Origin of the sequence: Aureimonas phyllosphaerae, from assembly GCF_900113065.1 — a bacterium.
Lineage (GTDB): Bacteria > Pseudomonadota > Alphaproteobacteria > Rhizobiales > Rhizobiaceae > Aureimonas > Aureimonas phyllosphaerae.
Map to the genome: position 1 here is coordinate 153399 of NZ_FOOA01000003.1, position 13553 is coordinate 166951.

The 13553-nt window shown below is 69.4% G+C and carries 13 protein-coding genes; 8 read left to right on the top strand and 5 right to left on the bottom strand.

Annotation, left to right across the window (positions count from 1 at the left end; translation table 11 throughout):
* Nucleotides 1–2 precede the first annotated feature (2 nt).
* Nucleotides 3–995 carry a LacI family DNA-binding transcriptional regulator gene (locus BM175_RS05880; protein ID WP_090960617.1) on the bottom strand — a complete coding sequence of 331 codons (993 nt, stop codon included), beginning with the start codon at nt 993–995 and terminating at the stop codon, nt 3–5.
* A 181-nt stretch (nt 996–1176) separates the two neighbouring features.
* On the opposite strand from BM175_RS05880, the gene BM175_RS05885 reads away from it, so the two are divergent.
* From BM175_RS05885 to BM175_RS22640, 5 genes are all read left to right on the top strand, one after another.
* The gene (locus BM175_RS05885; RefSeq protein ID WP_090960619.1) at nt 1177–2124 is read left to right on the top strand and encodes a sugar kinase; all 948 of its coding nucleotides are present in this window, start codon (nt 1177–1179) and stop codon (nt 2122–2124) included.
* Nucleotides 2121–3401, top strand: coding sequence for a D-tagatose-bisphosphate aldolase, class II, non-catalytic subunit (locus BM175_RS05890; RefSeq protein ID WP_090960622.1), 1281 nt, complete (start codon nt 2121–2123; stop codon nt 3399–3401). The genes BM175_RS05885 and BM175_RS05890 overlap by 4 nt, the downstream gene beginning before the upstream one ends.
* 17 nt (nt 3402–3418) lie before the next feature.
* Nucleotides 3419–4564 (top strand): Gfo/Idh/MocA family protein, encoded by a 1146-nt coding sequence (locus tag BM175_RS05895; RefSeq protein WP_090960625.1) that lies wholly within the window; start codon nt 3419–3421, stop codon nt 4562–4564.
* On the top strand, nt 4561–5511 hold the full coding sequence (locus tag BM175_RS05900) for an alpha/beta hydrolase (RefSeq protein ID WP_090960628.1): 951 nt from the start codon (nt 4561–4563) through the stop codon (nt 5509–5511). Before BM175_RS05895 ends, BM175_RS05900 begins: the two co-directional genes overlap by 4 nt.
* Before the next feature lie 108 nt (nt 5512–5619).
* On the top strand, nt 5620–5796 hold the full coding sequence (locus BM175_RS22640) for a hypothetical protein (RefSeq protein WP_156369299.1): 177 nt from the start codon (nt 5620–5622) through the stop codon (nt 5794–5796).
* A gap of 144 nt (nt 5797–5940) precedes the next feature.
* Here BM175_RS22640 and dhaK read toward each other — a convergent pair whose 3' ends face one another.
* Both dhaK and BM175_RS05910 read right to left on the bottom strand, forming a co-directional pair.
* Nucleotides 5941–7626 carry a dihydroxyacetone kinase subunit DhaK gene (dhaK, locus tag BM175_RS05905; protein ID WP_090960631.1) on the bottom strand — a complete coding sequence of 562 codons (1686 nt, stop codon included), beginning with the start codon at nt 7624–7626 and terminating at the stop codon, nt 5941–5943.
* Nucleotides 7627–7749: 123 nt separating this feature from the next.
* Nucleotides 7750–8154, bottom strand: a complete 405-nt coding sequence (locus tag BM175_RS05910; RefSeq protein WP_090960634.1) for a DUF983 domain-containing protein — start codon at nt 8152–8154, stop codon at nt 7750–7752.
* 154 nt (nt 8155–8308) lie between these two features.
* On the opposite strand from BM175_RS05910, the gene BM175_RS05915 reads away from it, so the two are divergent.
* Complete coding sequence (locus tag BM175_RS05915; protein WP_090960637.1) at nt 8309–9874, top strand: FAD-dependent oxidoreductase; 1566 nt, start codon at nt 8309–8311, stop codon at nt 9872–9874.
* A 10-nt stretch (nt 9875–9884) separates the two neighbouring features.
* On the opposite strand, the gene BM175_RS05920 is transcribed toward BM175_RS05915, so the two are convergent.
* Together BM175_RS05920 and BM175_RS05925 are read right to left on the bottom strand one after the other, a co-directional pair.
* Entirely contained in the window at nt 9885–10115 is a 231-nt protein-coding gene (locus BM175_RS05920) for an NINE protein (protein ID WP_090960640.1), read from the bottom strand.
* 67 nt (nt 10116–10182) lie between these two features.
* The gene (locus tag BM175_RS05925; protein ID WP_090960644.1) at nt 10183–11817 is read right to left on the bottom strand and encodes a helicase HerA-like domain-containing protein; all 1635 of its coding nucleotides are present in this window, start codon (nt 11815–11817) and stop codon (nt 10183–10185) included.
* Nucleotides 11818–11979: 162 nt separating this feature from the next.
* On the opposite strand from BM175_RS05925, the gene BM175_RS05930 reads away from it, so the two are divergent.
* A complete protein-coding gene (locus BM175_RS05930) occupies nt 11980–12330 on the top strand; it encodes a hypothetical protein (RefSeq protein ID WP_090960646.1) in 351 nt (116 codons plus the stop codon).
* A 154-nt stretch (nt 12331–12484) separates the two neighbouring features.
* A complete protein-coding gene (locus tag BM175_RS05935) occupies nt 12485–13543 on the top strand; it encodes a magnesium transporter CorA family protein (RefSeq protein ID WP_090960648.1) in 1059 nt (352 codons plus the stop codon).
* Nucleotides 13544–13553: the final 10 nt, after the last annotated feature.

Below are 13553 nucleotides of genomic sequence, written 5' to 3' on the forward strand. Positions count from 1 at the left end.
CGTCAGGCCGACGCGCGCACCGTCAGCCGCGCCGGCAGAAGAATGCGCGTCGCCGCCTCGGGGCCGTCGCGAAGAGCATCGAGCAGCATCCGGGTCGCGAGCGCCGCGTGGGCCTCCACGTCCTGCGCCATCGTGGTCAGCGCCGGGCAGGCGTACCGGCTGAGCGGATGGTCGTCGTGTCCCGCGATCCGCAACGCGCCCGGCGCTTGGCCGATCGTCACGCCGCGCGCGAAGGCGGCCGCGAGCGCGCCCAGCGCCAGCCGGTCGTTGGCGCACAGGAGGCTGCGGAAGCGGGGCGGCCCCGTTTGGAGGATCGCCTCCATCGCCTCGAAGCCGAGACGCTCGAAGTCCCAGCCGTTGCCGGGTGGCGTGATCCGGTGCGGCGCAAGCCCGCGTTCAGCCATGCGCGAGAGGTAGCGGGCCCGGCGCTCGCGAGCGCTAGCGTTCACGTCCGGCATGTCGAGATAGGCCGGTGCCTCGCCGCCCTCCGCCAGATAATCCACCAGCGCGGCGACGCTCTGCCCGTTGTCGTTGCCGACGAAGCCGCCCGCCGCGCCCGACGCGCTGTCGAGAAAGACGAGAGGCATGCGCTCGCCGAGCGTCCGCGCCGGTTCCGCCAGAGCGTCCGCCCCGCAGGACGCGATCAGCGCGCCCGAGACCCGCTGGTCGAGCAGCGTTCGAAGCGCCAGCGCCTCGCCTTCCGCCTCGCCGCGCGACGACAGGACGAGCGGCCAGAAGCCCGCCGACCGGCAGTGCTCTTCCAGAAGCGCGACGAGCGCGGCGTAGAACGGGTCGGCGACGGTCGGCACCACGATGCCGATGGTGCGAGCCCGCCGCCGATTGAGATTGCGCGCGAAGGGGTTCGGCCGGTAGTCGGACTGTGCCAGCGCCGCCTCGATGCGTTTACGCGTCGCGGGACGCACGCTTGCGGGATCGTCGAAGAACTTCGCCAGCGTCGGGCGCGACAGCCCACAGGCCTTGGCAAAGTCCTCCATCGTGCGATGACGGGGCGGAAGCGGGATGGCGGGTCTCCGTGTCGGAGCAATACCGGCGCATCGTGACCACGAAACTTTGCGCGCGTAAAGTTTTCGATTGACCGCCCTCCCCGCCGGGCGCAGCTTGGCGATGGGCGCGACGGGAGAACCGACACCGCGCCCGCCTTGGGGAGGGCGTGGCATGAAGACGGTGGTGACCGCCGGGGAAATCGTCGTGGAGATCATGGCGACGCGGATCGGGCAGACATTCTTAGAGCCCGGCCCGCTGGTCGGCCCCTTCCCGTCCGGTGCGCCTGCGATCTTCATCGACCAAGTCGGCCGGCTCGGCCAGCCCTGCGGCATGATCTCCTCGGTCGGCGCCGACGACTTTGGCACGCTCAATCTCGAACGCCTGACGGCGAGCGGCGTCGACGTCTCGGCCGTCGCGGTGCATCCCGGCGCCGCCACCGGCAGCGCCTTCGTGCGCTACGCGGCGGACGGCAGCCGCGCCTTCGTGTTCAACATCAAGGACAGCGCCTGCGGCCTGATGGCGATGACCGGGGCGGCCGAGGCGCTGGTCGACCGTGCCGACCACATCCACGTCATGGGCTCCTCGCTGTTCTCGGACGGCGCGATCACCGTGACCAAGGCGGCCGTCCAGCGCATCAAGGCGCGGGGCGGTACGGTCTCCTTCGACCCCAACATCCGGCCCGAACTTCTGGTTGGCGCCATGCGCGAGGCGCTCGAATGGGTCGCCGCGCGCTGCGACGTCTTCCTGCCGAGCGGCGCCGAACTCTTCCTCTTCACGGCGGCGCATGATGAGAACGGCGCGGTCGCGGAACTCTTGGCCGCCGGCCGGTCCGCCGTTGTCCTCAAGAAAGGCGGCGACGGCGCTGTCCTCTATGACGCACGAGGGCGCACCGCGGTGCCGGCCTTCCGCGTCGAGGAGGTCGATCCGACAGGCGCCGGCGATTGTTTCGGTGCCGGCTTCGTCTGCGCGTGGCTGCGTGGCGAGGGCCCAGAGGAGGCTCTTCGCCTTGCCAGTGCCTGCGGGGCCCTCGCCGTCACACGCAAGGGGCCGATGGAAGGCACGCGCTTCCGCTCCGAGATCGACGACTTCATCGCCTCGCAGACGGGAGTTGCGGCATGAGCGCCATCGACCGGCTGCGCGCGCTGCCGCGACGGTTCCAGACGGGCGAGCACGCCGGCGTCACCTCGGTCTGTTCCGCCCATCCGCTGGTGATCGAAGCGGCGCTGCGACATGGTCTCGCCCGTGACCGCGACGTCCTGATCGAGGCGACCTGCAATCAGGTGAACCAGGACGGCGGCTACACCGGCATGACGCCGGCCGACTTCCGCCGCTTCGTGGAACGGATCGCCGCAATGGTCGGCTTTCCGCTGGAGCGGCTGGTGCTCGGCGGCGACCATCTCGGCCCCAATCCCTGGAAGCATCTCGCTCCGCACGAAGCGATGTCCAAGGCCGAGACGATGATCGAAGGGTTTGCCGCCGCGGGCTTCGCCAAGCTCCATCTCGACGCCTCGATGGGATGCGCCGGCGAGCCGGCTGCCCTCGACGACGAGACCGTCGCCCGACGCGCCGCGCGGCTGGCCGAACGGGCGGAGGGCGCCGTCGCCAGAGGCGGCCTCGTCCCGCCGGTCTACGTGATCGGCACCGAGGTTCCCGTTCCCGGCGGGGCGACCGAAGCTTTGGACCACCTCGTCGTCACTGGCCGGGAGGCCGTCCGCCATACGGTCGATGTGCACGCGAAGGCGTTTGCGGCGCTCGAGCTCGATGACGCGTTCGCCCGCGTCATCGCGGTGGTCGTGCAGCCGGGGGTCGAGTTCGGTCACGAGGACATCGTGGTCTATCGGCCGCACGCAGCCGCGGACCTCAAGGGCTTTCTCGTAGAGGAGCCGCGTCTCGTGTTCGAAGCACACTCGACCGACTACCAGCCGGACGACGCGCTGCGCCGACTGGTGGGTGACGGCTTCGCGATCCTGAAAGTCGGCCCCTGGCTCACCTTCGCGCTGCGCGAGACGCTCTACGGCCTTTCGCACATCGCCGACATCCTGGCGCCCGCGCCGGGCGAGCCATCGCTGCGCGATGCGATGGAGGCCCTGATGCTGGAGAAGCCCGACAACTGGCGGAAATACTGCCACGGCTCGGACGCGGAGGTGGCGGTCCAGCGCCATTTCTCGCTCAGCGACCGCATCCGCTACTATTGGCCTGACGCCGCCGCGCAAGAGGCCGTCGATCGCCTGATGGCGCGGCTCGAAGGTCGCGCGATCCCCCTTCCCCTCGTCGGCCAGCATCTCGGACGCTTGGCCGAGAGCGTTGCGGCGGGACGGGTCACGCCTGAACCTCGGGCCCTTCTCCTCGCCGGCATCGAGGCGGTGCTCGACCGCTACGACCGCGCCACGCACTGATTTCGAAGAGCAGCATCATGGCCCGCATGGGGATCGGCATCATCGGCTGCGGCAATATCGCAGCCACATACCTGCGCAACGCGCGGCTCTTCGGTGACGTGGCGCTGGTCGCCTGCGCCGACCGCGTGCCCGAGATGGCGGAGCGCCGCGCGGCCGAGTACGGCGTGCGGGCGATGAGCGTCGAGGCGCTGCTCGCCGAGCCCGACGTCCAGCTTGTTCTGAACCTCACCATTCCAGCCGCCCATCGCGAGGTGACGGAAGCCGCGCTCGGCGCCGGCAAGCACGTCTTCACCGAAAAACCGCTCGGCGTGACGCTTCGCGAGGGGCGCGCTCTGGTCGAAGAGGCGGAGCGGCGTGGCCTCTCGCTCGGCTCGGCGCCCGACACGTTCCTCGGCGCGGCCGGCCGGCGGGCGCGCGCGCTGCTCGACGCTGGCGCCATCGGCAAGCCGGTGATCGGCACCGCCTTCATGATGGGGCGCGGCATGGAGCACTGGCACCCCAATCCGCAGTTCTACTACCAGCCGGGCGGCGGCCCGGTGCTCGACATGGGACCCTACTACCTGACGATGCTGGTTAATCTCCTCGGGCCTGTGGCGCGCGTCTCCGCCGTCGCGCGCACGGGTCAGGAGACGCGCGAGATCACCGCCGAAGGCCCCTTTCAGGGCACGCGTTTTCCCGTCGGAACCCCGACGAGCCTCCTGTCGCTTCTGGAATTCCGGGGCGGTGCAGCGGTCACCTTCGGCGCCTCGTGGGACGTCTTCCGCCACTCCAACCACCCGATCGAACTCCACGGCACAGACGGTTCGGTCCGGCTGCCCGACCCCGACACGTTCGGCGGGGACGTGTCGCTTTCGCCGCGCGGCGAGCCGTGGCAGAAGCACCCGAGCGAGCCCGAGACGTTCGGCGCGATTAACTGGCCGTTCGATGCGCCGCGCATCGCCAACTACCGCATGCTCGGCGTCGCCGATCTCGTGCGCTCCATCACGGAGGGACGCCCGGCACGCGCCTCCGGTCGCCTCGCCCTCCATGTCCTCGAGGTCATGGAGGCGATCCTCACCGCAGCGGACATTGGCCAGCCTGTCGACATCGAAAGCCGGCCCGAACGGCCCGCGGCGCTCGGCGACGCCGAGGCCGAAGCCCTCCTCTCGGGCGATCCGTCATGACGCTCGATCCGCAGGCCGCCGAGGTTCTGGCGCTCGGAGCCCGATCCACGTCTCCCCCATTCGAGGACGGGACACCCGAGGCCGCACGGCGCGCCTACCACCTGTCCTACCTCGCGCTGCGAGGCGATCTCGAACCCGTTGCGGAGACCCGCGACACCGCGATCGAGGGCCCGGGCGGCCCGATCCCTGTCCGCATTCACCACGGTATCGGCGCGCCGGCCGAGGGAGCACCCGCGCTTCTCTATCTACACGGCGGCGGCTGGGTGATCGGCGACCTCGATTCCCACGACGACATCTGCCGCTGGTTCGCCAATGCCGCCCGCTGCGTCGTGGTCTGCCCGGACTACCGGCTGGCGCCCGAACACCGCTTTCCCGCCGCGATCGAGGATGCCGGTGCCGTCCTGTCCCACATGGTCGCGGAGGCCGCAGGGCTCGGCATCGATGCCGAGCATATTGCCGTCGCCGGGGACAGCGCCGGCGGCAACCTCGCGGCGGTGCTGGCGATCCAGTCGCGGGACGGCACCGTGCCGCCGCTGGAGGCGCAACTCCTTCTCTATCCCAACACGGACGCCGGCCAGACGGCGGACAGCTACGGTCGGTTCGCCGAAGGCTTTGGCCTGACGCGCCGGACGATGCGCTGGTTCCGCGACCAGTATGTGCGCAGCGACGACGACATCGCCGATTGGCGCGTCTCGCCCTTGCGGGTCGATCGCCTCGACGGCGCGCCCCCGGCCTTCGTCGCGCTCGCGGGGCAGGACATCCTCCACGACGAAGGGGCGGCCTATGCCGAGCGGCTCCGCGGGGCGGGCGTGCCGCTCGTCGTGCGCCACCTTGCCGATCAGATCCACGGCTTCGTCTCGGCCGGCCGCTACATCGACGCCGCGCGCCGAACGGTCTTGGAAGCGGCGGACGCCTGGTCCCGATTTCGAACGAATGTGACGGAGTGACGCGCGGATTGCCGCAAAACCCTTCCCGAATCGCGCCCCTTGCGTATTTCGCCATGGAGGATGGGCCACCGGGCTCGTTGGCCCGAAACCCTACAAGAAACGGCGGCGATGGAAGAGGTCGATCCCATCATCACGATCCTGCGGCTTGTCGAGGAGGAAGACGACGGCAGCGCCATCGCGCGCCGCTTCTTCGAGAACCATCCCGACCTCGATCGCGCCGCGTTCCTGGAAGCCTGTTCCGTGGCGCTCGACATCATCGGCCTGAAGCCCTCGCAGCTCCACTAGCGGACTGTGGGGGCGTAGCGGACACTGGTCGGCAGGCGCGGCGCGGGACGGATGGGACGTCGGGCGCCGCCCTGCCTGTGCAGTGTTGCAGAGCTCCTATAGCCGATGCCTCATAACGGAAGCATGACGGTTCACCCGCTGATTTTAGTCAGCGGCCAATTCGTCCCGGATCGCCGAAAGCCAGACGACGACGGCTTCGGCGCCGGGGTCCGACACGCCCACCGCCCGTTCGCCGAGATAGCTCGACCGGCCGCGCCGAGGGGCCATGGCCGCGGTCGCCGCCGCGCCGGCGCGGGCCGCCTCCACCGCAGCCTCCAAGCCGCTGCTGGCGAGCGCTTCCGCTGCGGGCTGCAGCGCATCGATCATCGTCCGGTCGCCGGGCTTCGTGTCGCCGAGCGTCGCGACCGCATCGGTGCCCTCGCAAAAGGCCTTGGCCCAATCTCTCGACGTCGGCGCGGCGATGCCGTCGAGGGCGCGCGCGGCGCGCAGGAGACCCGCCGCATAGAGCGCACCGGACGTGCCGCCGACCGAGCGGCGGAGGCTGCCAGACAGGGCGCGCAGGATGGAAGCCGCGTCCGCACCCGTCCAGTCGAGCGCCTCGGCCTTCGCGACTTCGGCGCCGCGCGCCAGGTTGAGACCGAGGTCGCCGTCGCCGACCATCTGGTCGAGGGCCGTCAGTCGCCCTTCTTCGGCGATCAGCCGCTCCGCCGCACGCACGAGGATCGCGACCGTCCGCGCGCCGTCGCCCGGACGCAGATCCTGTCCCTCACGGCGGGTCGAAGCGACAACCACCGGTCCCTCCTCGCCCAGTGGCCCGGCTCCGCGTCCAGGCCATGCGGGCGCCATCGCCGGCGCATCGAGAAGCCGCAGCGTCTCGGGGTCGGCCCGCAGCAGCGAGACGGAACAGCCCGCCATCTCGAGCGCGGTCAGGAACGTCCCGGTCCATAGCCGTTCGATGACGAGACCGTGGGTCCTCGCAGCAGTGACGGCGTCGCGCGCGACGATCTGCATCTCCATTGCCGGTGTCGCGCCGAGATTGTTGACGAGGAGAGCGACCGGCGTACCGCCGCCGAGCGCGAGTTCGGCAACGATGCGCTCTACCAGGGTCGCGGTGAGCTCGCGCGAAGGGCGCAGTGGCTCGCGCCGCACGCCGGCTTCGCCATGGATGCCCAGCCCAAGCTCGACCTCGCGCTCGCGCTCGCCGAGTTCGAAGCCCGGCTTGCCGGCGGCCGGCACGGTGCAGGCGGTGAGTGCGACGCCCATGCTGCCGAGGCCCGCGATGACCGTCTCTGCCGCGGCCTTGACCTCTTCCAGCGACGCGCCTTCGGCGGCCCGTGCCCCCGCGACCTTGTGGACGAGCACGGTGCCGGCGATGCCACGACGCCCGGCGGTCTGCGTGCTCGCGGCAAGCGCCACGTCGTCGGCCACGACGACCATCTCCACCGGAATGCCCTCGCCGCGCGCGATCTCCGCCGCAAGGCCGAAGTTGAGGCGGTCGCCCGTGTAGTTCTTGACGATCAAAAGCACGCCCGCCGCCCCGCCCACCGCGCGGATCGTGGCCAGCACCGCGTCGGTCGAGGGCGAGGTGAAGACGTCGCCGCAGACGGCTGCGGTGAGAAGCCCCTCGCCGACATAGCCGGCATGAGCCGGCTCGTGTCCGGACCCGCCGCCCGAGACGAGCGCGACATGCCCACGGGCGCGAAAGGCGGCGAGGTCGGCGCGGACGAGCACGCGCTCGCCTTCGAGGAGAGCAAGACCGGGATGGGCGAGGCAGAGCCCCTCCAGCATCTCGTCGACCACTGCCAGCGGCTCGTTGATCAGCTTCTTCATGCGTCGTCTCCCCCTCGACGGCGCAGCTCGCGCCGGAGCATCGGACGGCAGCCTACAAAGGCCGGAGGCTGCGTTGAAGGCTGGATCTCACGAAAACCCGGCCGCGACCGAGGCCCGTTAGCCTCAGACGTCGCCGCCCGTCCGTGTGGGCGGTACGACGAGGCGCCCTTCTTCGGCCTTGTGATAGTACTGGCTCGCCACCAGCCAGCCCTTCAGCGGGCGCAGCGGCAGGATGCAGGTGAGGAGCAGGAACGGCAGGGACACGAAGACGTGGACCCAGACCGACGGCTCGAAGGCGATCTCCAGCCAAACGGCGAAGAGCACGGCCGGCACGCAGCCGAAGCAGACGACGAAGAAGGCCGGACCATCGGCCGGATCGGCGAAGGAATAATCGAGGCCGCACCGCTCGCAGCCTTTCGCGAGCGTCAGGAAGCCGTCGAACAGATGGCCCTCGCCGCAGCGCGGGCAGCGGCCGCGCAGGCCGACCTTCCAGGGTTCCAGACGCGGCGCGTGCAGGTGATCGCTCATGGTGACAATGCCTTTCGCGCATCGGGGGATGCCTGCCGTTCATATAGCCCGCCGGCGCGACCGAACAGCGCGCGCGGCGTGCCAAACTGTCCAAGGCGGGGAACGCGTGGCCCCATATCTTGTTAGGTGGAACCATTCCAGACGGGAGCCCCCCATGCGCCACGACGTTCTCGCCCTTGCCGACCTCCCCGAGGATGGGTTGACCGAAGTCAGCGTCGGCGAGCTGAAGATCCTTCTGGCACGCGATGGGGACCGGGTTCTAGCGACGGGCGCCACCTGCACGCACAAGGGTGCCCCGCTGAAGAACGGCAAGCGCGTCGGCAATCGCGTGATCTGCCCTTGGCACCATGCGATCTTCGACCTCGAATCCGGCGACCACCTCGAGCCGCCGGGCAAGGGGTGCCTGTCGCGCTTTTCGGCCAGCGTCGAGAACGGGCGCGTAATGGTCGAGATGCCGGACGGCGCCAAGCCGCATCGCCCCGAAGTGGAGCCGGGCGACCGCAAGACCGGAAGCGATCGCGTCTTCGCGATCGTCGGCGGCGGCGCGGCGGGCTTGGCCTGCGCCGAGGAACTGGTGGCCCGCGGGTTCGACGGCCGGATCGTGATGTTCGTGCCGGAGCGCGAACCGCCCTACGACCGCACCGACCTGTCGAAGACCTACCTGCAGGGCAAGAAGAGCGACGACGCGCTGGCGCTCTACCCAGTCGACAAGCTGAAGGCTCTCGGCGTCGAGTTGGTGGAGACGGCGGTCGAGCGGATCGACGCTGGCGCCAAGCGCCTGCACTTCGCCGGTGGCGAGACGCTGGACTACGATCAATGCTTCGCCGCGCCCGGCAGCGACGCCGTGCCGCTGAAGCTGGAAGGCGCTGACGCCGTTAACATCGTGTCGCTGCGCAGCCACGACGACGCGAGGGCGCTCAAGGAGAAGCTGGCCGGTGCCAAGCGCATCGTGATCGTCGGCTCCGGCTTCATCGGCATGGAGGCGGCCGCGAGCCTCGTTGGCGACGAGCGAGCGGTGACGGTGATCTCACGCAGCGAACTGCCCTTCGCCAAGCAGTTCGGCGATGAGGTCGCTCAGCAGCTTCTGGCGACGCACCGCGCCAAGGGTATCGATGTGCGCACGGGTGCGGAACTCGCCGCGCTCAAGACGCAAGGCGGCAAGGTGCGGGCGGTGACGCTGAGGGACGGCTCGACCGTCGAGGCCGACCTGGTGATCGCCGCCCTCGGCGCGGCGCCGCGCACCGGTCTCGTGTCGGGCGCGGAGCGGGACGGCAAGGGCATCAAGGTCGACGCGACACTGAAAGCCGCCGAAGGACTACATGCCGGCGGCGACATCGCGGCCTTCCCGCTCGCGGCGACCGGCGAGACGGCGCGGATCGAACACTGGCGGGTCGCCGAACAGCATGGGCGCCACGCTGCCGGCGCGATGCTCGGCGATGCCTCGCCGTTCGATGGCATCCCCTACTTCTGGTCGGCCCAGCACGGACGCCTCAGCTACCTCGGCCATGCCGAGGACTTCGACGAGGTGCATATCGAAGGCTCGCTCGCCGAAAACTCCTACACCGCCTTCTACATCAAGGGCGGCAAAGTGCTGGCGGCCCTCGGCCTCGGCAAGGGGGACCGCACGCCCGCCCTCCACGCTCTCATGCTCAGCGATCCTGCGCCCCACCGTGCGCGGCTCGAGGCCGCCGGATGGGACCCAGCGGCCGTAAAGGCCTGAACGGCCAGGGTCAACGCAGGACCGGGCGGGTCTCCATCCGGTCCAGGCGCTGCTCCAGGTTCTCCTGCCGCACCATCGAGGGCAGGAGGAACAGGTCGATCAGCTGGCCGATGCCGAGAAAGCCCAAGGTGAGCAGCCAGAGAAGGCCGGTCCAGGGGCGCCCGAGGTAGAAGCGGTGCAGGCCGCAGATGCCGATGAGGCAGCAGAGCCAGAGAACGAAGGCGGCCGGGCCGGATTTCATGCGTCGCAACTCCTGTTCGCGTTTCTCCTGAAATGGAGATCGGCGGGTCGAGTTGCGAGGCCGGGCGTCACCGCCCCCGCTTGAACGAGCCGAGAATGCCGCGCACGATCGCTGTGGTGACGGTGGACGCCACCGTGCGTCCCACCTGCTTCATCACCGTCTCGGCGACGGTCTGGCGCTGGTAACCGGCCCGCGGAGCTGCTGCACGGGGCGCAGCGCGTGGCGCTTGTCGCTCCCGGCGCACGGGCTCGTCCTCGTAGGGTTCTTCGCTTGGCGCACCCCAAGGCGCGCGCGGTTCGGCCGAGCGCCGCGCGGCAGCTTCCGCCCGCGCACGCCCGGTGTCGCGCTGGCGCTGGACGGCGGCTTCCGCCTCGGCGCGCGCGCTCTCCTGCCGCTGCAGTTCGGCCTCGGCGCGTCCCGTCAGGAGTTCATATGCGGACTCGCGGTCGACGGCCGTGTCGTAGCGCCCCACGACGGGGCTCATGCGCATGAGTTCGGCGCGCTCGGCATCGGTGATCGGGCCGACGCGGCCGGCGGGCGGGCGGATCTTCACGCGCTCGACGATGCTTGGCGCGCCGCCCTCCCCCAGCACCGAGACCAGCGCCTCGCCGGTGCCGAGCTCGGTGATCGCCGTGGCGCTGTCGAAGACCGGGTTCGCCCGGAACGTCTCGGCCGCGGTGCGCACTGCCTTCTGCTCGCGCGGGCTGTAGGCGCGCAGCGCATGCTGGATGCGGTTGCCGAGCTGGGCCAGAACCTTCTCCGGCAGGTCGAGCGGATTCTGTGTGACGAAGAAGACGCCGACGCCCTTGGAGCGGATGAGGCGCACCACCTGCTCGATGCGATCGACCAGCGCCTTTGGCGCGTCGTCGAAGAGGAGATGCGCCTCGTCGAAGAAGAACACGAGCTTCGGCTTGTCGAGATCGCCGGCCTCCGGCAACTCCTCGAACAGCTCCGACAGCAGCCAAAGGAGGAAGGTCGCGTAAAGGCGCGGGCTGCGCATCAGTTCGTCCGCCGCCAGCACGCTGACGACGCCGCGCCCCTCGCGGTCGCACCGCATGATGTCGTCGATCGAAAGCGCCGGCTCGCCGAAGAAACGGTCGCCGCCTTGCGTTTCCAGAACCAGAAGCTGGCGCTGGATCGCACCGATCGTGCTCTTGGACACGTTGCCGTAGAGCCGCGAAATCTCGTCCGCACGGTCGAGGATGTGCGCCAGCATCGCCTGAAGGTCCTTCAGGTCGAGGAGCAGCAGCCCGTCCTCGTCTGCGATGCGGAAGGCGATGTTGAGGGCTCCCTCCTGGGCTTCCGTCAGGTCCATCAGGCGCGACAGGAGCAACGGGCCCATCTCCGACACGGTGGTGCGGACCGGATGCCCCTTGCGCCCGAAAAGGTCCCAGAAGATCGCCGGGTAGAAGTCGTTGTACCAGGGATCGAGGCCGATCTCGGCGGCCCGCTTGGCGAAGACGTCCTTCGGCTCGCCGCGTTCCGACAGGCCCGACAGGTCGCCCTTGATGTCGGCGCAGAAGACCGGCACCCCGGCCTCGGAGAAGCCTTCCGCCAGAACCTGCAGCGTGACCGTCTTGCCGGTGCCCGTCGCCCCCGTCACGAGGCCGTGGCGGTTGGCGTAGCGCAGTTCGAGATATTCGGGCTTCGGCTCGGCGCCCGTGCTGATCCCGCCGAGAAGAATGCGGCCGTCTTCGAGCATGATTCGGCTCCCAAGCCATCCCAACGGCGCCACGATACCGCTTTGCCCCGCCCCCCGTCGATTCCACGAGGTCGCTCACGGCCGATTGCGCCGGGACGGCAGACTTGCCATCTTCCGCCCACTTCGCCGGCCAGCGGCGGACGAACGGAAAATGGAACCGACATGACCGAACTCTGGGACCGCATCGCCGCCTCGGCCGAAACGGATGCCGACACCGCCAAGACGGCGGTCGGCCACATCCTGTCCTACATGCAGTCCGAGAGCTCGGATCCTGCGGTGGCGAAGATGATCGCCGAAACCCCGGGCGCCACCGACGCGATGGCAGCCTCCGGCGAGTCGGACTACTCCGGCGGCATTATGGCGCTCGGCGCCAAGCTGATGGGCCTTGGCCTCGACATGGGCCAGATCCGCTCCGCCGCCGAAGAACTCGTCGCCTATTCCAAGTCGACGGCGGGCGAGGACACGGTGAACCAGGCCATCCAGTCGGTCCCGACGCTCGCGCCGTTCGTCTGAGACGCCCCGCCGGCCGCCGACGGACCGGCCTTCTCGGAAAATGTCATGAAGCCCGGACTTGCCTTTCGGCACGGACCGGGCTTTGGCTCCCGCCCAAGCGATGCGGCGCGGCCTGGCAGGCACCGCGCGTTTGTTCGAGCGAGGACATCGGCCCATGATCGACGCGTACACGGTCTTTGGTTCGCAGGTTCGACGCCATGCGCGCATCACCCCGGACGAACTTCCACCCGAAGCCGTATGGATCGATCTGCGCAACCCGACCCGCGAGGAAGAGGACGCGATCGAGAGCCTGTGCGGGATCGAGGTCCCGACGCGCGAGGAGATGCGCGAGATCGAGGTGTCGAGCCGCCTGTATTCCGAGGACGGCGGAGACTTCATGACCGCCTCGCTGGTCTATGGGCTGGACGAGGGGCGGCCCGACTTCGGGCCTGTCACCTTCATCCTCGTGGGCCAGCGCGTCATCACGCTGCGCTACACCGATCCGCGCTCGTTCCAGATCTATTCCAACAAGCTGTGCCGCGGAGAAAGCAGCGACGGCGGCAATGCGTCCTTCGCCTCGACGCTCCTCTACGGCCCGCCGCCCGCCCCGCCCAAGCCCTCGCGCATGCGCGGACCGACCGCGGACTCGATCGCCGTCGGTCTCCTGGAGACGGTCATCGACCGCATGGCCGACCTTCTGGAATCGATCGCGGCCGACCTCGACCGGATCGGCACCGATATCTTCCGCTCGTCGAGCGACAACACGCCGACCGCGACCTCGGACTTCAAGGAATTGCTTCAGCGCCTCGGCGCAGCGGGCGACCTCGCCTCCCGCACGCGGGAAAGCCTCGCCACTCTCGACCGCCTCCTGCCCTATCTCCAGTTTGTCCTCGACAAGCGCAAGCCGCAGAAGGAGCTGAAGATGCGGGTGAAGGCGATGGCGCGAGATATCCATTCGCTGAACGACTTCGTGTCCTTCCTCTCGAACAAGACGACGTTCCTGCTCGACACCACCGTCGGCATGATCTCGATCGAGCAGAACGCCATCATCAAGATTTTCTCGGTCGCGGCCGTCGGCTTCATGCCGCCGACGCTGGTCGCCTCGATCTACGGCATGAACTTCGTCCACATGCCGGAGCTCAACTGGACCTTCGGCTATCCGCTCGCCATCGTCCTGATGGTGCTGACGGCCGTCTTCCCGCTCCTGTTCTTCCGCTACAAGAAGTGGCTCTAAGGGAGTTTCT

Bases quoted from the DNA above. Each gene is read 5' to 3' on its own strand.
- BM175_RS05880 (WP_090960617.1), bottom strand. From the start codon at position 995: ATGGAGGACTTTGCCAAGGCCTGTGGGCTGTCGCGCCCGACGCTGGCG.
- BM175_RS05885 (WP_090960619.1), top strand. From the start codon at position 1,177: ATGAAGACGGTGGTGACCGCCGGGGAAATCGTCGTGGAGATCATGGCG.
- BM175_RS05890 (WP_090960622.1), top strand. From the start codon at position 2,121: ATGAGCGCCATCGACCGGCTGCGCGCGCTGCCGCGACGGTTCCAGACG.
- BM175_RS05895 (WP_090960625.1), top strand. From the start codon at position 3,419: ATGGCCCGCATGGGGATCGGCATCATCGGCTGCGGCAATATCGCAGCC.
- BM175_RS05900 (WP_090960628.1), top strand. From the start codon at position 4,561: ATGACGCTCGATCCGCAGGCCGCCGAGGTTCTGGCGCTCGGAGCCCGA.
- BM175_RS22640 (WP_156369299.1), top strand. From the start codon at position 5,620: ATGGAAGAGGTCGATCCCATCATCACGATCCTGCGGCTTGTCGAGGAG.
- dhaK (WP_090960631.1), bottom strand. From the start codon at position 7,626: ATGAAGAAGCTGATCAACGAGCCGCTGGCAGTGGTCGACGAGATGCTG.
- BM175_RS05910 (WP_090960634.1), bottom strand. From the start codon at position 8,154: ATGAGCGATCACCTGCACGCGCCGCGTCTGGAACCCTGGAAGGTCGGC.
- BM175_RS05915 (WP_090960637.1), top strand. From the start codon at position 8,309: ATGCGCCACGACGTTCTCGCCCTTGCCGACCTCCCCGAGGATGGGTTG.
- BM175_RS05920 (WP_090960640.1), bottom strand. From the start codon at position 10,115: ATGAAATCCGGCCCGGCCGCCTTCGTTCTCTGGCTCTGCTGCCTCATC.
- BM175_RS05925 (WP_090960644.1), bottom strand. From the start codon at position 11,817: ATGCTCGAAGACGGCCGCATTCTTCTCGGCGGGATCAGCACGGGCGCC.
- BM175_RS05930 (WP_090960646.1), top strand. From the start codon at position 11,980: ATGACCGAACTCTGGGACCGCATCGCCGCCTCGGCCGAAACGGATGCC.
- BM175_RS05935 (WP_090960648.1), top strand. From the start codon at position 12,485: ATGATCGACGCGTACACGGTCTTTGGTTCGCAGGTTCGACGCCATGCG.